This is a genomic window from Achromobacter xylosoxidans, from assembly GCF_001457475.1.
Taxonomy (GTDB): Bacteria; Pseudomonadota; Gammaproteobacteria; order Burkholderiales; family Burkholderiaceae_B; genus Achromobacter; species Achromobacter xylosoxidans.
This window is the reverse complement of sequence record NZ_LN831029.1, coordinates 2,594,145-2,613,690: the sequence shown is the minus strand read 5'-3', so window position 1 is coordinate 2,613,690 and position 19,546 is coordinate 2,594,145. Positions and strand designations below refer to the sequence as shown.

18 protein-coding genes and 1 pseudogene are annotated in these 19,546 nt (G+C 70.1%); 13 read left to right on the top strand and 6 right to left on the bottom strand.

Annotated elements, in window-relative coordinates; all coding sequences use genetic code 11:
- Positions 1-4: 4 nt before the first annotated feature.
- Both AT699_RS11785 and AT699_RS31490 read right to left on the bottom strand, forming a co-directional pair.
- Positions 5-184, bottom strand: a complete 180-nt coding sequence (locus tag AT699_RS11785) for a hypothetical protein (RefSeq protein ID WP_020927293.1) — start codon at positions 182-184, stop codon at positions 5-7.
- Between the two features lie 20 nt (positions 185-204).
- A complete protein-coding gene (locus AT699_RS31490; RefSeq protein ID WP_024068602.1) occupies positions 205-2,199 on the bottom strand; it encodes an alkaline phosphatase family protein in 1,995 nt (664 codons plus the stop codon).
- A gap of 249 nt (positions 2,200-2,448) precedes the next feature.
- Between AT699_RS31490 and AT699_RS11775 the strand changes: the two genes are divergently transcribed.
- The 12 genes and pseudogenes from AT699_RS11775 to AT699_RS11725 all read left to right on the top strand — a co-directional run bounded on the left by AT699_RS11775 (position 2,449) and on the right by AT699_RS11725 (position 10,983).
- The gene (locus AT699_RS11775; protein ID WP_020927291.1) at positions 2,449-2,895 is read left to right on the top strand and encodes a general secretion pathway protein GspC; all 447 of its coding nucleotides are present in this window, start codon (positions 2,449-2,451) and stop codon (positions 2,893-2,895) included.
- A gap of 132 nt (positions 2,896-3,027) precedes the next feature.
- Entirely contained in the window at positions 3,028-3,399 is a 372-nt protein-coding gene (gspG, locus tag AT699_RS11770) for a type II secretion system major pseudopilin GspG (RefSeq protein ID WP_054418624.1), read from the top strand.
- Positions 3,371-3,859, top strand: a complete 489-nt coding sequence (gene gspH / locus AT699_RS11765) for a type II secretion system minor pseudopilin GspH (protein WP_006387454.1) — start codon at positions 3,371-3,373, stop codon at positions 3,857-3,859. Before gspG ends, gspH begins: the two co-directional genes overlap by 29 nt.
- Positions 3,846-4,250: a type II secretion system minor pseudopilin GspI gene (gspI, locus tag AT699_RS11760; RefSeq protein ID WP_006387453.1), complete on the top strand. Its 405-nt coding sequence runs from the start codon at positions 3,846-3,848 to the stop codon at positions 4,248-4,250. The genes gspH and gspI overlap by 14 nt, the downstream gene beginning before the upstream one ends.
- Positions 4,247-4,861: a prepilin-type N-terminal cleavage/methylation domain-containing protein gene (locus tag AT699_RS11755; RefSeq protein ID WP_006387452.1), complete on the top strand. Its 615-nt coding sequence runs from the start codon at positions 4,247-4,249 to the stop codon at positions 4,859-4,861. The genes gspI and AT699_RS11755 overlap by 4 nt, the downstream gene beginning before the upstream one ends.
- Positions 4,858-5,802 (top strand): type II secretion system minor pseudopilin GspK, encoded by a 945-nt coding sequence (gene gspK / locus AT699_RS11750; RefSeq protein WP_024068601.1) that lies wholly within the window; start codon positions 4,858-4,860, stop codon positions 5,800-5,802. Before AT699_RS11755 ends, gspK begins: the two co-directional genes overlap by 4 nt.
- Positions 5,799-6,791, top strand: coding sequence for a type II secretion system protein GspL (gene gspL / locus AT699_RS11745; protein WP_058207296.1), 993 nt, complete (start codon positions 5,799-5,801; stop codon positions 6,789-6,791). The genes gspK and gspL overlap by 4 nt, the downstream gene beginning before the upstream one ends.
- A complete protein-coding gene (gene gspM, locus AT699_RS11740) occupies positions 6,788-7,375 on the top strand; it encodes a type II secretion system protein GspM (RefSeq protein WP_024068599.1) in 588 nt (195 codons plus the stop codon). Before gspL ends, gspM begins: the two co-directional genes overlap by 4 nt.
- Positions 7,375-8,130, top strand: a complete 756-nt coding sequence (gspN, locus tag AT699_RS11735) for a type II secretion system protein N (RefSeq protein WP_024068598.1) — start codon at positions 7,375-7,377, stop codon at positions 8,128-8,130. Before gspM ends, gspN begins: the two co-directional genes overlap by 1 nt.
- A 432-nt stretch (positions 8,131-8,562) precedes the next feature.
- Positions 8,563-9,945: pseudogene (locus AT699_RS32195) on the top strand (TonB-dependent receptor plug domain-containing protein); the annotation flags it as partial.
- Positions 9,946-10,021: 76 nt separating this feature from the next.
- Entirely contained in the window at positions 10,022-10,462 is a 441-nt protein-coding gene (locus AT699_RS32190) for a TonB-dependent receptor domain-containing protein (RefSeq protein ID WP_232254290.1), read from the top strand.
- Positions 10,462-10,983, top strand: coding sequence for a TlpA disulfide reductase family protein (locus AT699_RS11725; RefSeq protein WP_054448673.1), 522 nt, complete (start codon positions 10,462-10,464; stop codon positions 10,981-10,983). Before AT699_RS32190 ends, AT699_RS11725 begins: the two co-directional genes overlap by 1 nt.
- 30 nt (positions 10,984-11,013) lie before the next feature.
- On the opposite strand, the gene gspE is transcribed toward AT699_RS11725, so the two are convergent.
- Both gspE and gspD read right to left on the bottom strand, forming a co-directional pair.
- On the bottom strand, positions 11,014-12,441 hold the full coding sequence (gspE, locus tag AT699_RS11720; RefSeq protein WP_020927279.1) for a type II secretion system ATPase GspE: 1,428 nt from the start codon (positions 12,439-12,441) through the stop codon (positions 11,014-11,016).
- Positions 12,438-15,050: a type II secretion system secretin GspD gene (gene gspD / locus AT699_RS11715; protein WP_024068596.1), complete on the bottom strand. Its 2,613-nt coding sequence runs from the start codon at positions 15,048-15,050 to the stop codon at positions 12,438-12,440. Before gspD ends, gspE begins: the two co-directional genes overlap by 4 nt.
- Before the next feature lie 173 nt (positions 15,051-15,223).
- Here gspD and gspF point away from each other — a divergent pair, with 173 nt between their 5' ends.
- Positions 15,224-16,429 (top strand): type II secretion system inner membrane protein GspF, encoded by a 1,206-nt coding sequence (gene gspF, locus AT699_RS11710; protein ID WP_024068595.1) that lies wholly within the window; start codon positions 15,224-15,226, stop codon positions 16,427-16,429.
- 563 nt (positions 16,430-16,992) lie between these two features.
- Here gspF and AT699_RS11705 read toward each other — a convergent pair.
- Both AT699_RS11705 and AT699_RS11700 read right to left on the bottom strand, forming a co-directional pair.
- Positions 16,993-17,331: a P-II family nitrogen regulator gene (locus AT699_RS11705; protein ID WP_006386376.1), complete on the bottom strand. Its 339-nt coding sequence runs from the start codon at positions 17,329-17,331 to the stop codon at positions 16,993-16,995.
- 137 nt (positions 17,332-17,468) lie between these two features.
- A complete protein-coding gene (locus AT699_RS11700) occupies positions 17,469-19,535 on the bottom strand; it encodes an NAD(+) synthase (protein ID WP_058207585.1) in 2,067 nt (688 codons plus the stop codon).
- Positions 19,536-19,546 lie beyond the last annotated feature (11 nt).

The following is a 19,546-nucleotide window of genomic DNA, read 5'->3' as shown; positions in this document are numbered from 1 at the left end:
GGCGTCAGGGCGCGCAACGCAACTGGGGCTTGGCCGGCTGGGTCGGCGTTTCGGGCTGGTTGCCGGGGTTGCCGGCATCGTCGTCGTCATCCTTGTCGCCGCCGCAGGCGGTCAGGACGGCGGCCACCATCAGGGCGGCGCCCATGCGCAGGCAGGCGCGCAGGATCGGGTTGGCGGTATTCATGGGGTGTCTATCCTCGGACATCAGGGAATCAATTCGGAAACGGACTTGCCGGACATGGCCAGCGACTTGACCTCGGCTTCGGTCAGGGCGCGCGACCAGAAGGCCAGGTCGTCGAAATACATGGTGTAGGGCCCCTTGGTGCCGGCGCAGCACACGCCGTAGGTGCCCTTGCCGTCTTCGTTCAGTCCCAGGTGCGGACCGAACAGGCCGGCGATCTGGGCGAAGTTGACGGTGCCGGTGGAGATCGAGCGGCTGAACCAGCCCATTTCGGTGTCGTAGACGTAGGCGGCCATGGTCTTGGCAGTCTTGTTGACGACCATCGCCACGTAGACCGGCTTGTTGGCCGTGAACTTGACGCCATTGATGTCCACGCGGCTGCCGCCGGCCAGGTTGAAGCGCAGCTCGGGGCCGGCCCACTGGGCGATGGTGATGCCCGGGTTGGCGCCGGAGTTGTAGTCCTTGTTGCCCAGGATGGAGCGGTCGTTGGCGGTGCCGTCGGACTGGTACCAAAAGCCGATGGTGAACGCCTGGACGCTGTCGAGCAGGCCCGCCGGGTAGTCCAGCTTGAAGGCGCCGATGGGATCGCCGCCGCGCTCGTTGCGGAACATCTTGCCGAACACGCCCTTGTCGGCGAACGCCGGCGCCTGCACGCCGTCATAGGGCGTGATCACGCCGCCGCCGGCGGCCTTGTCGGTCAGGTTGCCTTCGAACGGGAACAGCATCGTCAGGCCGGAACTCAGCGACGGCAGCAGCGGCACCGGCGCGGTGTAGACCACCGTGGCGCGCACCGCCGTGACGGCGCCGCCCACCGCGATGGCGTAGTTCAGCTCGTGCACGCCTTCGGTGGTGAAGGTGAAGCCGGTGTCGACGTAGTCCGTGGCGGTGCCCGGCAGGCGCGCGATTTCCTTGGCGTCGCGCGTGATCACGATCTCGCCGGTGGGCGTGCCCACGCGGCTCCAGCTGAGCGACACGCTCTTGTTGTCCATCGAGGTGCGGCTGGCGCCGCGGCGCAGCGCCACCGCTTCGAACAGCGAGGTGCCGGCCATGTCGTACTGGCCCGGGGCCGGCAGCGCGCCCAGGTGCGCCAGCAGCGTCGGCGCCGCGTCGGCCGCGCTCGGCAGGCCGTACCACGCGGTGTCCCAGACGCCGTCGACCGCGGCATCGTCGGCGCTGCCGCCGAGCAACGGCGCGCGGTTCAGCGCCAGCAACGTGGTCTTGTTCAGCGACAGCGGCAGGCCGTCGCTGCCGCCGGTGCGATCCAGGCCGTGGCTGGAAGCCACCACCACCAGCCAGTTCTCATCCGGATGGGCGGCGCGGCGGTCCGCGACCTGCTTGAGCAAGGCGCCGATGGCGCTGTCGGCCTGCCGCAGGGTGGCGCGATAGCCCTCGCCGAAACCGGCGCTGGCGGCCGCGCGCTCGGCGGCGCCGAACTGCGCCACCACCACGTCATAGCCTTCGGTGATGCGGTCGCGCGCCTGGCTGGCGACGCAATCGTCGACGCCGGCACAGTCGGTCAGGCTTTGCAGGTAGCCGGCATCGCGATCGCCGCCCACCAGGCCCGCCAGCAGCGACGAATTGAAGGCCGCCGCGGCGCGCGTGGCCGGCTTGGCGGCCTTGATGCGCTGGAACAGCGTGGCCGACTTGGGCGCCTGGCCCGGCGCGTTGCTGCGCACGCCGTGCTGGTCGGCCCATTGGCCGGTCAGCAGCGTGGCCCAGCCCGGCGCCAGCAGCGTCGGTTGCTGCGTCACGCCGCCAATGACCCCGCCGGTCCAGGAACGGGTCGCCGTCAACTGGGCCAGGTTGGGCAGGGACTTGTCCGTCATGCCCTGGCGGTAGGCATCGTAGGTGATGCCATCCATGCCGATGAACAGCACCTTGGCGTTCGCGCCGCTGCCCGGTTGCACGGTCGGCGGCGCCGCCGTGTCGTCGTCCTTGTCGTCGTCGCCGCCACAGCCGGCCAGCGCGCCCAGGGCCGCCAGCGCAGCGCACCAGCGCTTCCACTTCAATAACTGCATGCTCTTTCCCTTTCGAAACCCGCTTTGTGGGTGGCCCACATAGTGGCGACGCAAGGTGAAAGACCCATGAAGCGAAGAAAGGAATCGTTGATCGATGGATCAGGTTTTTTTTCTGCAGCGCTACAGACCGCAACAGGAAGGTGCCTGCCTGCGCCTGGCCGAAGCGCCCGATGCGGCGCGCCATCGCGCGGTTGTCATGATCGGCTGCTAGAGTCGGGCGCATTCCCGCCGTACCGCCATCGCCCGACCATGCCCCTGTCTTTGCGCCCGTCCCTGCCCGCCGCCCCCGCCGCGTTCCGTGTCCTTGCCATCCTGGCACTGGCCGCCGGCCTGGGGGTGTGGGGCGCGATACTGTTGGCGCCCGCGCCGGCCGCCCTGCCCGCCGCGGTCTCGGCGCCCGCCCCGCGCGCCGCCGACAACACGCCGGTGGCGCTGTGGTTCGGCCGCGATGAGGCGCTGCGCACGCAGATCAGCGTGCTGGGCGTGATCGCGGCCGGCCCCGACGGCGCCGCGGTCTTCAGCGTCGACGGGGGTCCGCCGCTGGCCTGGCGCGTCGGCGACGAGGTCGCGCCCGGCATCGTGCTCAAGAACATCGGCGCCGACGCCGTCACCGTCGAGCAAGGCGGCCGCGCCAGCCGCCTGGCCACGCCGGCCTCGCCCGCGCCCGATGGCGGCATCGCGCGCGCCGCGCCGTGAGCCGCGCGCCTCATATTGCTGTCATATTTCATGTCCACAATCGCACGCTTCTCACTGAAATACCGGAGTCGTGAAGTGCGCCAGTCATCGCGTGGGCTCGCCCGCCAGCAGGGTTTCACCCTGATCGAGATCATGGTGGTCATCGTGATCATGGGGATTCTCGCCGCCCTGATCGTGCCGCGCGTGCTCGATCGCCCCGACCAGGCGCGCCAGGTCGCCGCGCGCCAGGACATCGGCGGCATCATGCAGGCGCTCAAGCTGTACCGACTGGACAACGGCCGTTATCCGACCACCGCGCAAGGCCTGCGCGCGCTGGTGGAAAAGCCCGAGGGCGCCTCCAACTGGCGCGGCTACCTGGACAAGCTGCCCAACGACCCCTGGGGCCACCCCTACCAATACCTGAGCCCCGGCGTCAAAGGCGAAATCGACGTGTTCTCGTTCGGCGCCGACAACAAGCCCGGGGGAGAAGGCGGCGATGCCGACATCGGTTCGTGGGAACTCTGAGCGCGGTTTCACGCTAGTCGAAGTCATGGTGGTGCTGGTGATCGTCGCCATCGCCGCCAGCATGGTCAGCCTGTCCGTCGGCAAAGGCGCCGATCCGTTGCGCGACGATGCCCAACGGCTGCTCGACGCATTCACCGTGGCCGAAGGCGAGGCCCGCAGCGACGGCCGCGCCCTGCGCTGGTCGCCGGCCAGCGGCGGCTGGTCGTTCGAACGCGCCGGCCGCTCCGATGCGCCGACCGCGCAGGACGACAGGCCCCTGCCCATGGACCGGCTGGAACACGACGCGGCCCTGCGCCCGCAGTCCTGGCGCGCCGGCCAGGTGCAGTGGCGCCTGGATCCCGACCGCCCGCTGGTCTTCAACACCGAATGGGTCGCCGATCCATTCAGCCTGCGGCTGCGCGCGGGCGATTCGCATGTGACGCTGACGCGCGACGCCGCCGGACACTATGACATCCGCTGAATTGCCGCCCCTTCCCGCGCGCCGGCGCGGCCGCCAACGCGGCTTCACCCTGATCGAAGTGCTGGTGGCGCTGGCCATCATCGCCGTGGCGATGGGCGCCGCCCTGCGCGCAACCGGCGTCATGGCGGCCAACAACCGCGCCTTGCAGGACAAGACCCTGGCGCTGCTGGCGGCGCAGAATGCGCTGACCCAGCTGCGCCTGGAACAGACGCTGCCGCGGGCCGGCTCCCAGACCGTGGCCTGCCCGCAGGGCGGCCTGGCGCTGCAATGCGAACTGGTGTTCAGCAACTCGCTGAACCGCAGCTTCCGCCAGGTCTCCGTCAAAGTGCGCGACGGCGCCAACGGCGCGTCCCTGCTACAGCTGGACGGCCTCCTGTCGAGCCTGCGATGACACCTCGCCGCGTTGCCTCCCACGCCCAGGCCGGCTTCACCCTGATCGAAGTGCTGGTGGCGCTGGCGCTGATGGCGCTAGTCAGCCTGATGGCCTGGCGCGGCCTGGACAGCGTCTCCAGCGCGCGCGACTGGATCGCGCGGCAGGCCGACGACACCGATGCCATCGTCCGCGCGCTCGGCCAGATGGGGCGTGACGTGGAGATGGCCTACAACGGCCCCTCGTTCGCCGCCCCCGGCATCGACGCGCGGGTATTCACGTCCGGCGTGCGCCTGCTGCGCGGCGCGGCCGGCACGCAGATCCTTGAAATCCTGCGCCCCGACCCGGACGGCGACGGCCGCTGGCAACGGGTACAGTGGTCGGTGCGCCAGGACGGCCTGTGGCGCGCCAGCGGCGTGCCGGCCGAACAGGGGCCCCTGCCGCCGGTCAACGAGGGCGTGCTGCTGCTGTCCGGCGTGCGCGCGCTGACGCTGCGCGGCTGGGTGACAGGCACGGGCTGGTTGGACACGCGCGCGCCCTTCCCCGCCACGCCGGCCGGCATCGAGATCACCCTCGAGCGCGGCCCGGCCGGCGACCTGCGGCGCTACAGCCGCATCCTGGAGCTGCCATGAGGCCGTCCCTGCCGCGCGAACGCGGCGCCGCGGTGGTCAGCGCGCTGATCATCGTCGCCATCGTCGCCGCCTTGACCACCAGTCTGTTCCAGCGCCAGACCGCCAGCACCCGGCGCATCGAGAACGAAATGGCGCGCGTCCAGGCGCGCATGCTGCTGGCCGGCGGCATCGACTGGGCGCGCCTGGTGATACGCGACCATGGCCGGCGCGAATCCACCACCCGCGGCGACCAGATCTGGGCCACGCCGGTGCTGGACACCCGTATCGAGCGCCCGGGCGACGATCGCGTGGCGGTGTTCTCCGGCAAGGTGGAGGATGAACAGGGCAAGTACAACCTCGGCAACCTGGCCAGCCACGGCGCGCCCCAGCCCGAGCAGGAAAAGGTGCTGCGGCGCCTGCTGGGCGTGATGGGCCTGCCCGATACGCTCGCCGGCCGCATCATCGACATCATCGCCGCCAGCCAGCCGCCGGCGCCAACCGCCGGCGCGCCCATGCCGGCCCAGGGCGGCCAGACGCCGGACGCGCGCGCGCCGCAACCGCGCGGCATCGACGACGTCGCCGCCCTGCTGGGCCTCGAGCCGGCAGTGCGCGGCGAACTGCGACGCACCATGACGGTGCTGCCGGTCGCCACCAGCGTCAACGTCAATACGGCGCCGCCCGAAGTCATCGCCGCGCTGGTGCCGGGCCTGTCGCTCAGCCAGGCGCGCGCCCTGGCTGGCGAACGGGACCGCGGCAACTGGTTCAACAACAGCGGCGATTTCGCCAACCGGCTCGCCGCCACCGGCGTCAAGACGCCGGCCCCCGCGGTCGCCACCGCCAGCGGCTGGTTCCTGGCCAGCGGCGCCGTGGTCTACGAACGGGCCCGGGTATCGATGCAGGCCTTGATACGCAGCGCCCCGCCCACTGCGCCCGACACCATCTGGACGAGAGAGAACCCTTGAAAAATTCCTTGCGCATCGCGCTGGCCCCGCTCGCCGAACTCGGTCCCGGCTCGCCGCTGCCCTACGCCTGGTTCGACCGCCGCGGGCGCTGCGCGCGCCAGGGCGAATTGACGCTGCAGGCCCTGGGGCAGGCCTACCCCCAGGCCGCCTGTGAAGCCGTGCTGCATCCGAGCGACGTGATCGCCACCACGGTGCAACTTCCCGCCGTCGCCAAGGCGCGCTTGAATGCCGCCGTGCTCGGCGCGCTCGAACCGCTGGTGTTGAGCGACCTGGACGACCTGGCGATCGGCCACGGCCCGCGCGACGCCGATGGCAATGTGGCATTGGCCTGGGCCCCGCGCGAGCCCGTGCGCCGGGCCTGGAGCCTGCTGCACGCGCAGGGGCTGCGCGCCCACGCCCTGGTCGCGCCCCAGGCGCTGGCGCCGCACGAGGCCACGCCACTGCGCGACCCCGCGGACCCGCGCTGGCTGGCGCCGTCGCCATCCTGGTCGCTGGCCATGCCGCAACTGGCGCCTGCGCGCGTATCGCGCTGGCGCCCTGCCTGGCGCTGGAGCGCGATCGCCGCGGCGGTGTGGATCGGCGGACTGAACCTGCATGCGGCGCAATTGCGCGGCGAGGCCCAGGCCTTGCGCGACGGCATGCGCCGGCAAGTGCTGGCGGCCTTTCCCGAAGTGCCGGTGGTGCTCGACCCCGCCCGGCAGGCGCAACAGGGACTCGAGGCGCTGCAAAGCCGCCGCGGCGGCGCCCATGCCGGCGATTTCCTGCCGCTGGCGCGGGCCGCCGCCAAGACCCTGCCGTTTGCCGCCGACAACGTGGCGCAACTGGGCTACGCCGACCAGGCGCTGACGCTGCAATTGGCCGACAGCGGCGCCCAGGCGCAGCGCGTGGCCGAAACGCCCGCCTTGGTCAAGCAGGCGGCCGCCCAGGGCCTGAAGCTCGAGCGCGGCGACACCGACAACACCTGGCGCATCACGCGCACGCAACCATGAAGCCCATCGAACGCCTGAGCGCCGGCTGGCGCGCCGCCGTCCTTCCCCTGGCCCCCGCCGCCCGGCGCGCGCGCCAACGCTACCAGGCATTGGCCCCGCGCGAGCGGCTGCTGGTCAATGGCGCCGCCGCCCTGCTGGGCGCGGCCCTGGTGTTCACGGTGCTGATCGAACCGGCGCTGGATTCGGTGCGCAAGCTGCGCGACGAACTGCCGCGCCTGCGCGGCCAGGCCGCCATGGTGGCCGACCTGACCACGCAGGCCGCGGCGCTGCGCGGCAAACGCACGGGCCCGGCCGCGACCCTGCCGACCGCGGCGGATATCGGCGCCAGCCTGGAGCGCGCCGGGTTGCCGGCCGACCATTGGAAAGTAGCGCAGCCCGGTCCGGGCGACAGCATCACCGTGGCCGTGACCGAGATCCCGTCGTCGGCGCTGCTGCGGTGGCTGGAAAACACCGTCGGCGACTGGGGCCTGATGGTCAAGACGGTAGCCCTGACGCGCGCCACCAATGCCAACGGCCGGCCTTTGCCCGGCCTGGTGAACGGCAGCGTGACACTGGCCCTGCCCGGCCCGCAGGCGCGTTCCTGATGCGCCTGCCCCGCCTGTCCAAGCGCGCCGGCCTGGCGCTGGCCTGCGCCGCCAGCGCCCTGGTTTTCGGTAGCGCCGTACTGCCGGCCCGCTGGCTGCTGGCCCTGCAGCCGGACGATGCCCCGCTGGTCCTGGCGGATGCCGCCGGCACCCTCTGGAACGGCGCCGCCTGGATCGCGCTGGGTCCGCCCGGCGCGCGCCGCATGCTGCCGCAACCGCTGCATTGGCAATGGCGCTGGTCGTCGCTGACGCTGGAGCTGTCGCATCCGTGGCTGCAGGGGCCACTACGCGCCGGCCTGGGCTGGGACGGCGTGGCCGTGTCGGCGCAATCGCTGCGGCTGCCGGCCACGGTGTTGCCGGCATTGGGCGCGCCCTGGAATACGCTGGCGCCCGAGGGCACGCTGGAAATCAGCTGGCAGGCATTGCGCCTGGGCGCCGCCCTGCCGCAAGCGCCCCTGGCCGAGTTGCGCTGGCGCGATGCGGCCACCGCCCTGTCGCCGGTGGCGCCCGTGGGCACCTATGTGCTGCGGGTGCGCGGCGACGGCCGCGCCGGCGCCACGCTGGCGCTCAGCACCGACAGCGGCCCGCTGGCGGTCACCGGCCAGGGCAGCCTCAACGCCCGTGGCGTGCGCTTCCAGGGCCAGGCCACCTTTGCCGCCGGCGCCACCGAGGCCGAACGCGGCGCGCTCGACGGCCTCATGTCCGCGCTGGGGCGGCGCAGCGACGACACGGTGGTCTTCGGCACCGGCAAATAGCGCCGGGATAGCCCCGGACGCCGGCCGCCGCGTTGCGCGCCGGCCACGTCGCGCCCAATACCGGACCGATTCACGTGCCGTCGCGCGCTCCCGCCACGGCCCTCGCGCAGTCCGCGCCACGCCCCGCCTGCCGGCACGCAGCCGGCCCGCGCGGCCATCCCGCGACCACACCGTAATCTCGGACCGGCTCGCGATTGACGCAAAAATTCATAAAACATAACGTTTTGAATTGTTTTTACCTTCGCCGTGTTGCTTCGCTCGCGCCATGCCACATTCCCCCGCCTCTCCCGCCGACGTCCCCTACACCCCTCTTTCGCCCGGCGCCGCGGCGCGCGGTCTCGCAACGGCCGGTTCCTGTATCAACTGACGCGCCATGGCCCGGGCTCGTCGCCCGTGGCGCCTGGCGCGTCGCTCCTGGAACCTGCCCATCAGATGCCCTGCGCCATGCCTTCCGTCTTTGCCCCCCGTACGCCGCTGCGCCTCGCCGTGCTGGCGGCGTCCCTGACCACCGCCTGGACCGCCCAGGCGCAGAATGTTGGAACCGCTGGCGTCCCTGCCCCCACACTGGCCCCGATCACCGTCATTGACCGCTCCAACCAGGGCTCGATGCGCCCCGGCGCATTGCGCGACGAACTGGTCAAGACCGAATCCATCAGCGAACGCGCCATCGCCAAGGCAGGCGCCACCAACGTCAACGAAGCGCTCGACAAGAATCCCGGCATCGCCGTCCAGGTCGAATGCTCGATCTGCAACGTACGCAACATCCTGCTCAACAACCTGCCGGGCCGCTACACCACGCTGATGATCGACGGCGTGCCGATCTTCTCCTCGGTGTCCTCGGCGTACGGACTGGACAGTGTCAGCGTCTATGGCGTCGAACGCATCGACGTGGCGCGCGGCGCCGGCGCCAGCCTGATCGCGCCCGAGGCGCTGTCCGGCTCGGTCAACATCGTCACCAAGCGCCCCACCGAGGCCGAGAACCGCGCCCGCGCGCAGATCGGCAGCTACGGCTCGCGCCAGGGCGACGCCTACCTGGCGCGGCCGTTCGAAGGCGGCGCCATCACCGCCACGCTCAACTACAACAAACACGATTCCGTCGACGCCGACCACAACGGCATCTCCGAATACACCGGCTACGACCGCCGGCTGGGCGGCATCGGCTTCTTCCTGGACGACGCCGGCGGCTTCAAGGTGCGCGGCCGGCTCGACGTGGTCAACGAAAAACGCGGCGGCGGCGCGCTCGGCACGGACTACTCCGCCATCAAGCACAGCACCACGGGCAATCCCTTCGACTGGCGCGGCGGCGTGCACGGCTCGCCCGACCGCGACGGCTGGGTCAATCCGGCGGACGGCAGCGTCATGGCCTACGACGACGGCCGCGGCGGCATGTCCGAGATCATCTTCACCGACCGCGTGCAGTTCATCTCCACCGGCGAAAAACGCTTCGGCGACAGCCTGCTGCGGCTGGCCGTGGGCGCGGCCGAGCACAAGCAGGACAGCTTCTACGAACTGGCCACCTACGTCGCCCGCCAGAAGCAGTACTACGCCGAGGCCAGCTGGCAGACGCCCATCGCGGGCTGGTTGACCACCCTGGGCACCAACTTCCGCTACGAAGATTTGAGAAGCCACGGCAGCATGGAAGACGGCACGCCGGTACGCGGCGTCGACGACTACACCTACCGGACCCCGGCGCTGTTCCTGCAAGCCTATCGTTCCCTGTTCGATGACGCGCTTGAAATCAATGGCTCGGTGCGCTACGACCGCCACAACGTCTTCGGCGGCATCACCTCGCCGCGCCTGAACGCCCTATGGCACCACACCGAGCGGCTCTCCAGCCGCTTCAGCGTCGGCAAGGGGTTCCGCGCGCCCACCAGCTTCTTCGAGCAGGAACATGGCATCCTCAACACGATCCGCATCGATCGCCAGATCCCCCGCAGGCACGCTGATCTTCGCCCGTCCCAACGCCAAGGCCTATCTTGGCCTGGACTACGACCGCGGCGATCTCGACCTGAACGCCAAGCTGGTCTGGACTGGCCCGATGAACCTGCGCAAGTTCCACGACGACGGCTCGGGCCAGCAGGATCGCTACAACCTCGACGGCACGCCCAAGCGGGACAAGAGCCCGGGCTTCTTCACCCTGGATGTGCGCGGCGAGTACGCCATCAACAAGCATTTCACGGTCTACGCCGGGGTCGACAACGTGTTCGACTACAAGCAGTCGGACAAGGAAAGCCCGCTTTTCGTCAATGGCGACGGCGGCTTCGACGTGACCCAGCTGTGGGGGCCGAGCCGCGGGCGCTACCTGTACGCCGGCACCAAGCTGAGCTTCTGATGCGTCGATTGCTGCTGTGGCCATGCCTGGCGCTATGCGCCCCGCCCATCCTGGCGGGCGCCCAGCCGGCCGGCCGCCCGCAGGCGGGCCTGGCCTGGGATTTCTCGCTGCCGGCGCTGGACGGCGGCCGCTTCGTGCGGCTGTCGGACCAGCAAGGCCCGGTCCTGGTGAATTTCTGGAGCCGAGACTGCCCGCCCTGTGTCACCGAGTTGCCGCGCCTGCAAGCATTCGCCGACGCCCATCCCACGTGGACGGTGTTGCTGGTCAGCACCGATACCCCGGCCGCCGCCACCGAATTCGTCCGCGCCCATGCGATCACGCTGCCGGTGCTGCGCCCCGGCGGCAATGTCGCGGCCCTGATGCGCAGCGCCGGCAACCGCGTCGGCGCCCTACCCTTCACCGTGGCGACCCGGACGGCCCGCGTCTGCGACGGACAGCTGGGCGCACTGTCAGCCACGGACCTGCGGCGCATCGCCGATGCCTGCGCGGACGCGCAGGCGCCGGCCAAAGCGACGCCCTGAGCGCGCGCGATCACGCTCCGCCGCGCGCGGCTACGCATCGCGGGTCACGCGCAGGATTTCCTCGGGCGAAGTCTCGCCGCTTTCCACCCAGCGCGCGCCGTCCTCGCGCATGCTGAGCATGCCGGCGGCGCTGGCGGCGCGGCGCAGTTCGCGCTCGTCGCTGCCTTCGTGGATCAAGCGGCGCGCCTCGTCGTCGACCGTGAACAATTCGTGGATGCCGGAACGACCCGCGTAGCCGGTGTGATTGCAGGCCTCGCAGCCCACCGGCTGGAACACCCGCGCGCCATCCTGCGTCGCCGGCTTCTTGCAGGCGGGGCACAGCTTGCGCACCAGCCGCTGCGCCAGCACGCCGAGCAGCGAGGACGACAGCAGGAACGGCTCCACCCCCATGTCGGTCAGGCGCGTCACCGCCGACACCGCGTCGTTGGTATGCAGCGTGGCCAGCACCAGGTGGCCGGTGAGCGAGGCCTGCACCGCGATCTGCGCGGTTTCGAGGTCGCGGATTTCACCGATCATGATGACGTCCGGGTCCTGCCGCAGGATCGCGCGCAGCGCCAGCGCGAAACTCATGTCGATCTTGGCGTTGACCTGCGTCTGGCTGATGCCAGCCAGGTCGTACTCGATGGGATCCTCGACGGTCAGGATATTGGTGGTGGCGGCGTCCAGCCGGCTCAACGCCGCATACAGCGTGGTGGTCTTGCCGCTGCCGGTGGGTCCGGTCACCAGCACGATGCCGTGCGGCTGGCGGATCAGGCGATCGAGCTGGCGCAGCACGCCCGGCGCCATGCCCAGCTTTTCCAGCTGCAGCCGGCCGGCCTCCTTGTCCAGCAGGCGCAGCACCGCCCGTTCGCCGTGGCCGGTCGGCAGGGTCGACACGCGCACGTCGATCGGACGGCCGCCCACCCGCAACGCGATGCGGCCATCCTGCGGCAGGCGCTTTTCGGCGATGTCCAGGTGCGCCATGATCTTGATGCGCGAAATCAACGCCGCATGCAGCGCCTTGCGCGGCGACACCACGTCGCGCAGCGTGCCGTCGACGCGGTAGCGCACCACCGAATGGGTCTCGAACGGTTCGATGTGGATATCGCTGGCGCCATCGCGCGCGGCCTGGGCGAACAGCGCGTTGATCATGCGGATCACCGGCGCGTCGTCCTGCGCGTCCAGCAGGTCGGCCACCTCCGGCATGTCCTGCAGCAGGCGGTCCAGGTCGATCTCGTTTTCGGCCACGCCCATCACCGAGGCGGCGTCCTCGGCGTGGCTGTAGGCCGCCGCCAGCAATGTCTCAAGCGCCTCGTCGTCCACCTGCGCCACGGCGATGTCGCCGTGGCAGCGCCGGATCTCGCGCACCGCCCATTCCGGCGTGCGCGGGCTCACGGTCAGTTGCGCATGGCCGGCGCGCAGCGACAGCACCGCCCGCTGCGCCCGCGCCCACGCGTACGGCAAGGGATGCGCGCTCATAGGTGCGACACCAGCTCGCCCTTGAAGCCCAGCTCGCGCAGCAGCGCGGTGGCCGTGGAGATGGTGCCGGGGTCCTTGGACACCTGGCTGCGCACCACATAGCCCATGCCGCCTGGACCTGTCTGCACATAGGCCTGCAGGCCGCTGGCCTGGACGCGCTGGGCAATGCGATCGGCTTCGCCGCGGGTCTTGACCGAGGCGAACTGCAGGGTCGCGCTGGTGGTGTCGGCTTCGCCGTAGAGCGAGGCGGGATCGCGCGCCACGCTCACGCCCAGCGGCAGGTTGGCGCGGATCGGCAGCGACGGATCGCTGGTCTGGGGCGCCGCCGGATACTGGCGCACCGCGAACGACTCGACCGTGGCGGGCGGCGGCCGCCGCATCGTTTCGGCCAGTTGCTCGGGCCGCATGTCATAGACGTTGTTGGACACCGACGGTGCCGAGCCCGGCGGCGGCAGCATCGGCGCCTGCATGTTGGGCAGCAGCCAATGATTGCCCGGCTGCGCGCCGCCCTGGGCGCGGCGCATGTAGTCGTAGCGGTCCATCGTCACGCTGGCGCTCTGGCGCGCGTCGCGCACCACGTAGGGACGCAGGAACACCATCAGGTTGGTCTTGGTGCGCTTGCGGCTGTCGTACTTGAACAGCGAACCCAGCACCGGAATCGAGCTCAGGCCCGGCACGTTGTTGGAGGTCAGCGTCACGTTGTCTTCGAGCAGGCCGCCCAGCACGATGATCTGGCCGTCATCGATCAGCACGCTGGTATCGATGGCGCGCTTGTTGGTGACGATGCCCGTGGTGGCCGACGAACGGCTCTCGTCGATGCTGCTGACTTCCTGGTAGATGTCGAGCTTGACCGCGCCGCCCTCGGAGATCTGCGGCCGGATGTTCAGCTTCAGGCCGACGTCCTCGCGCTGGATGGTCTGGAACGGGTTGTTGTTGTTGCCGCCGTTGGTGACGTACTGGCCGGTCACGAACGGCACCGTCTTGCCCACCAGGATGCTGGCGGACTGGTTGTCCAGCGTCAGCAGGTTCGGCGTGGACAGGATGTTGGCCTCGCCGGTGTTCTGCATCGCGCGCGCCAGCACGCCCAGGTTGATGACCTTGTTGCCCAGCACGTCCACCGTGCCCTTGACCACGCCCAGGCTCAGGCCGCTGCCGAGCGCGTCGATCGAGGTGGGGCCGGTGCCCGTCAGGCCGCTGCCGCCCAGGTTGGTGCCGCCGATGAAGCTGGTGCCGCCGCTGTTGATGTTGCCGGCGCCGGTCATCCACTGGATGCCGAATTCGGCCGCCGCCTGCTCGCTGACCTCGACGATCAGGCTTTCCACCAGCACCTGCGCGCGGCGCTGGTCGAGCTGGTCGATCACTTCGCGCAGGCTGCGGTACAGCGGCTCCGGCGCGGCGATGATCAGCGAGTTGGTGGCCGGATCGGCCTGGATGGTGGCGCCGCCCGCGGAATACGACACCGCCTGGTTGCCGGAATCGTCGCGCGCGATGCGCTCCTGGTCGCCCGACAGGCCGCCCTTGGCGTTGCCGGACGCATTCGTCGAGCTGGACATCCCCAGGCCGGTGCCGGTATTGCCGCCGGAACCCTGGGGCGACCGGTTGCCGCCGGCCTGGCCGGGACCGCCGCCAGCGCCGCCCGAGGGATTGGCTCCCGGCGCCGAATTGGCCTGGCCAGCCAGCAAGCCGCCCAGGACTTCGGCGATGCGGGTGGCCTGCGCGTTGCGCATGTAGACCACGTGCAGGTTGCCCGCGCGGTTCTGCTGCGCGTCCAGCTTCATGATCAGGTCCCGCGCCAGCCGGGTGCGCGCCGGGCTGCCCGCGCGGATCAGGACGCTGTTGCTGCGCGGGTCCGCCACCACCGCGATGCGCTGCGTCGGATCGCTGCTCTGCGTATCCAGCAGCTGCGAGGCCAGGATGGCGATGTCGGACGCGATGCCCGAACGGATCGGCACCACATCGGTGTCGATCGAACTGGGCACATCGATACGGGCGATCACCGCCGCGATGCGGTCCAGGTTGTCGGCGTAGTCGGTCACCACCAGCGTGTTGTTGCCCGGATACGCATTGATCGGGTTGTTGGGCGGCACCATCGGGCGCAGCACCGGCACCAGGTTGGCCGCGTTCTCGTACTTCAGCGGGAATACGCGCGTCAGCATCTCGCCGCTGTTGCCCGATGCGCCACGCGCGAACGCCGCCACCGGCACCGGCCCCTTGGCCGCGCCGGCCGGGGTGGCCGCCGGGCGCGGATCGCCCACCACCGCGCTGCCCTGCAGCTTGGCATCGGCCTCCGGCACCACCCGCGTCACGCCGTCCACCTCGACGATCGCAAAGCCCTGCAGCCGCAGCGCGCCGGTAAGCATCGACAGCGCCTGGCCGCTATCGACCGGCCGGTCGGACACCAGCGTGAGCTTGCCCTTCACGCGCGGATCCACCAGGAAATTGCGCTTGGTGAACAACGACAGCGCACGCAGCACGGCGGGGATGTCCGTGTCGACGAAGTTCAGGCTGACGCGATTGTCCGCCTGTTGAGCATGGGCCTGGTTGGCCGCGGGTCCGAGTTGGCTTGCCGCGAGCAAAACCGCTAGGCTGAGTTGCGCGATATGACGCATGACGGGATGTGCCTGAGACGTGAAGTCGTGTGAAAAAACGTGAAAGCGCGTCGGAGTATACGGGGTGACACTGCAACACTACGGTCATAATCCAAAGGCAAGGTGACGGGCTGCAAAGCCTTGATTTACGGGCCTTTGCGCCGATCGGCGCGGGGCCCGAACCACCTCCCACCATGCCATCCTTTCGTTACGAAGCGACTGACGCGCTCGGCAAAATCGTGCACGGCACGATCGACGCCGACAGCGAGCGCGGCGCCCGCAACCAGCTGCGCGGCCGCGGCCTGCTGCCCCTGTCGACCTCTCCCGCCGCGCGCGCCGAAGGCCTGGGCGCCGCCCTGCGCACGCGCCTGTCCGACGCCGACCTGGCCTGGCTCACGCGCCAGCTCGCCAGCCTGCTCGCCGCCCGCCTGCCGCTGGACGCCGCGCTCGGCGCCACGCTCGAACAGGCCGAGAAAAAGCACATCGCCGCCACGCTCGAAGGCGTGCGCGACGATGTGCGCGCCGGCCATCGCCTGTCCACCGCGCTGGCCTCGCGTCCGCGCGACTTCCCCGAGATCTACCGCGCCCTGATCGGCGCCGGCGAGGAATCCGGCGACCTGGCGCAGGTCATGGAAAAACTGGCCGACTACATCGAGGAACGCAATACGCTGCGCAGCAAAGTCATGACGGCGTTCATCTACCCCGCCGTGGTCGCCTGCGTCTCCGTCATCATCGTGGTCTTCCTGCTGGGCTACGTGGTGCCGCAGGTGGTGTCCGCCTTCAACCACGCCAAGCAGCAGCTGCCGCTGCTGACCCGCATCATGCTGGCGCTGTCCGACTACGTGCGCGAATGGGGCCTGACCACCGGCGCCGTCATCGCGCTGGCCATCGTGCTGTGGCGTTACTCCCTGCGCGTGCCCGCCGCCCGCCGCGCCTGGCACGCCCGCGTCCTGCGCCTGCCCCTGGCCGGCCGCTTCGTCCTCGGCGTCAACGCCGCCCGCTTCGCCTCGACCCTGGCCATCCTCTGCGGCAGCGGCGTCGCCCTGCTCACCGCCCTCGAAGCCGCCCGCCGCACCCTCGGCAACGACGTCCTGCGCGGCGCCGTCGACGAAGCCGCGGCCCGCGTGCGCGAAGGCGCCTCGCTATCGGCCTCGCTGGCCGCGCAGAAAGCCTTCCCCTCGCTCCTCATCCACCTCATCGCCAGCGGCGAAAAGACCGGCCAGCTCCCCGAATTGCTGGACCGCGGCGCCCAGAACCTGTCCCGCGACCTCGAACGCCGCGCCATGGCCATGACCGCCCTGCTCGAACCCGCTCTCATCCTGCTGATGGGCGGCTTCGTCCTGCTGATCGTGCTGGCCGTGATGATGCCGATCCTGGAAATGAACCAGCTGATCCGCTAGACGCACAAAAGGAAAAGGCCCGCGTCCACCCGCGGGCCTCGGAGAGTCGATGACGGACGCCAACAGGGGCGGCGACCAACCGCTAAACATTCACGACGAACAACACGCAAACCATCAGGCAAAACGCGCATCAAAGACGCCGCCAGTCAAGGCCGCAGCCACTCCCCCTCTCTACCCCAGCGCGAAGCGACACCGGTCGACGCCTGCCACCGCGTATGCCCGAGGCGGCCGCCCGCGCGGCCGTCTCGGGCGGGCCCCGCAAGTCCTCCGCAGGCAGCCGCCGCAGCAGCGCTTCATTTCTCAAAGGTGCGAGCCCGGCGCGCTGGCGTGACGGGTGCGGGCGCCGTCGATGCGCCCGAGGGAATCTGAAGGCAGTCGCCGCAGGCGACAACGAAGATGACGAAGGGGCAGTCCGGAGCGAACGCTCCGGACCGCAATCGTTGGCGCCCGCACCCGTCGCGTCAGCGCGCCGGGCGGCCCAAGAACACAACACCTGCCCAAAAAACTTCGGGGAGACCATAACGATCCCCCCGACAGTCAACCCGAGCAAACCCAGCGCAAATTCAAAGCGCCTCTTCGTCGCTCTCCCCCGTCCGAATCCGGATGGCCTGTTCCACCGGCGTCACGAAGATCTTGCCATCCCCGATCTTGCCGGTACGGGCCGCCTTCACCACCGCCTCGATCGCTGCCTCGACCTGGTCATCCGGCAGCACCACCTCGACGCGGATCTTCGGCAGGAAATCCACCACGTATTCCGCCCCGCGGTAAAGCTCGGTATGCCCCTTCTGGCGCCCGAACCCCTTCACTTCGGTCACGGTCAGCCCGCTGACGCCGACCTCGGCCAGCGCTTCGCGGACTTCGTCGAGCTTGAAGGGTTTGATGATGGCGGTGACTTGTTTCACGTTGGTCGTCCTGATTGTTCGATCTGTTCCGGCGCCCGGGCTGCCTGTCGGCCGCGGGCGCGATGATTGAGAGAATACCACCGGCGCCCGGCCCGGCAGGCCCGGCCCCTTGCCTGCCGGGAAAACCCGCAGGCGGATCAGCCCGGCGGCGCCTGGTCCGGAATCCGGTCGGCGTCGCGCAGCCACACAACCGACTCGGAATCGCTCGGCGCGCGCCAGTCGCCACGCGGCGACAGCGACCCGCCCGAGCCCACCTTGGGCGCGTTCGGCACGCAAGTGCGCTTGAACTGGCTGAGACGGAAGAACCGGTCCAGGAAGATCTTCAGGTTGCGCTTGATGGCCGCCAGGTCGTACTGGTTGCGCGCCACGTGGCCGCCTTCCGGCCAGGCGCCGGCATCGCGGTCGCGCCAGGCCGCCAACGCCAGGAACGCCACCTTGGTCGGCGCGAAACCGTAGCGCAGCGTGTAGTACAGGTTGAAATCCTGCAGCTCGTAGGGCCCGATCGTGTCTTCGCTCTTCTGGGTCGGCTTGCCGTCGTCGCCGCCCGGCACCAGTTCGGGGCTGACATCCGTGCCCAGCACGTCCAGCAGCACCGCCGCGCCCGCCTCGCCCAGGCGGCCGGATTCGGCCACCCAGCGCACCAGATGCGTGATCAGCGTCTTGGGCACGCTGGCGTTGACGCTGTAATGGGACATGTGGTCGCCCACGCCATAGGTGCACCAGCCCAGCGCCAGCTCGCTCAGGTCGCCCGTGCCGATGACGATGGCGTTGTTGAAATTGGCGATGCGGAACAGGTGGTTGGTGCGCTCGCCGGCCTGCACATTCTCGAACGTGATGTCGTACACCGGCTGGCCATCGGCATAGGGATGGCCGAGGTCCTTGAGCATCTGCAGGCAGCTGGGGCGGATGTCGACCTCGGAGGCCGTGCAGCCCACCACCGCCATCAGCTGGCGCGCCTGCTGCAGGGTGCGCGTGCTGGTGGCAAAACCCGGCATGGTCACGGCCAGGATGTTGGCGCGCGGCAGCCCCAGCGTGTCCATGGCCTGGGCGCAGACCAGCAGCGCGTGGGTCGAATCCAGCCCACCCGAGATGCCGATGACCACCTTGGACATGCCGCTGGCCGAGAGCCTCTGCGCCAGCGCCTGCACCTGGATGTTGTAGACCTCCTTGCAGCGCTCGTCGCGGCGCCGGGGGTCGGCCGGCACGTACGGAAAGCGCGCCACGCGCCGCTCCAGCGGCAGCTCGGCATCCTCCAGCGGCGCCGCGACCGGCACCGGCACCTGGCGGAACTTGCGCACTTCATCGCGGTGGCGCCGCGCCGACTGGCCGAAGGTGGTCTGGTGCATGCGCTCGCGCGACAGGCGCTCCAGGTCGACGTCGGCAAACAGCAGGTGCGACTCGTTCAGGAAGCGCTCGGACTCGCCCAGCAGCTCGCCGTTTTCGTAGATCAGCGCCTGGCCGTCCCAGGCCAGGTCGGTGGACGACTCGCCGCGGCCAGCCGAGGTGTACATGTAGGCCGCCAGGCAGCGCGCCGACTGCTGCGCCACCAACTGGTGGCGGTAGGCCGACTTGCCGACCACGATGTTCGAGGCCGACAGGTTCACCAGCACCGTGGCGCCGGCCAGCGCCGCGAACGAGGACGGCGGGATCGGCACCCAGACGTCTTCGCAGATCTCGACGTGGAACTGGAACAGCGGCAGCTTCTCCATCTGGAACAGCAGCTCGGGGCCGAACGGCACCGTCTGGTCCAGCAGGCGGATCTCGGTGGCGACGGCGCAATCGGCCGCGCTGAACTGGCGCGCTTCGTAGAATTCGCTGTAGTTGGGCAGGAAACTCTTGGGCACCACGCCCAGGATGCGGCCGCCGGCGATGACCACGGCGCAGTTGTACAGCTGGTGCGCCACCCGCAGCGGCGCGCCGACGATGACGGCGATATCCAGCTCGGCCGTGGCCCGCGCCACCTGGTCCAGCGCCGCCTCGCAGGCGTCCAGGAGGGCCTTCTGGTGGAACAGGTCGTCGCAGGTATAGGCCGACAGGCCCAGTTCGGGGAACGCCACCAGCACGGCGCCGCCCTGGGCCGCCTGCTGCGCCAGCGCGATGGTCTGCGCGGCGTTGAAGGCCGGGTCCGCGACCTTGCACTCGGGCACGCCCACGGCGACCCGGGCGAAGCCATGGGAATACAGGTTGAAGAACGGGTTCGACATCGGATCCATCG

Excerpts from the sequence above, each read along its gene's own strand:
- AT699_RS11785 (WP_020927293.1), bottom strand. The coding sequence starts at position 184 with ATGAATACCGCCAACCCGATCCTGCGCGCCTGCCTGCGCATGGGCGCC.
- AT699_RS31490 (WP_024068602.1), bottom strand. The coding sequence starts at position 2,199 with ATGCAGTTATTGAAGTGGAAGCGCTGGTGCGCTGCGCTGGCGGCCCTG.
- AT699_RS11775 (WP_020927291.1), top strand. The coding sequence starts at position 2,449 with ATGCCCCTGTCTTTGCGCCCGTCCCTGCCCGCCGCCCCCGCCGCGTTC.
- gspG (WP_054418624.1), top strand. The coding sequence starts at position 3,028 with ATGGTGGTCATCGTGATCATGGGGATTCTCGCCGCCCTGATCGTGCCG.
- gspH (WP_006387454.1), top strand. The coding sequence starts at position 3,371 with ATGCCGACATCGGTTCGTGGGAACTCTGAGCGCGGTTTCACGCTAGTC.
- gspI (WP_006387453.1), top strand. The coding sequence starts at position 3,846 with ATGACATCCGCTGAATTGCCGCCCCTTCCCGCGCGCCGGCGCGGCCGC.
- AT699_RS11755 (WP_006387452.1), top strand. The coding sequence starts at position 4,247 with ATGACACCTCGCCGCGTTGCCTCCCACGCCCAGGCCGGCTTCACCCTG.
- gspK (WP_024068601.1), top strand. The coding sequence starts at position 4,858 with ATGAGGCCGTCCCTGCCGCGCGAACGCGGCGCCGCGGTGGTCAGCGCG.
- gspM (WP_024068599.1), top strand. The coding sequence starts at position 6,788 with ATGAAGCCCATCGAACGCCTGAGCGCCGGCTGGCGCGCCGCCGTCCTT.
- gspN (WP_024068598.1), top strand. The coding sequence starts at position 7,375 with ATGCGCCTGCCCCGCCTGTCCAAGCGCGCCGGCCTGGCGCTGGCCTGC.
- AT699_RS32190 (WP_232254290.1), top strand. The coding sequence starts at position 10,022 with ATGGCATCCTCAACACGATCCGCATCGATCGCCAGATCCCCCGCAGGC.
- AT699_RS11725 (WP_054448673.1), top strand. The coding sequence starts at position 10,462 with ATGCGTCGATTGCTGCTGTGGCCATGCCTGGCGCTATGCGCCCCGCCC.
- gspE (WP_020927279.1), bottom strand. The coding sequence starts at position 12,441 with ATGAGCGCGCATCCCTTGCCGTACGCGTGGGCGCGGGCGCAGCGGGCG.
- gspD (WP_024068596.1), bottom strand. The coding sequence starts at position 15,050 with ATGCGTCATATCGCGCAACTCAGCCTAGCGGTTTTGCTCGCGGCAAGC.
- gspF (WP_024068595.1), top strand. The coding sequence starts at position 15,224 with ATGCCATCCTTTCGTTACGAAGCGACTGACGCGCTCGGCAAAATCGTG.
- AT699_RS11700 (WP_058207585.1), bottom strand. The coding sequence starts at position 19,535 with ATGTCGAACCCGTTCTTCAACCTGTATTCCCATGGCTTCGCCCGGGTC.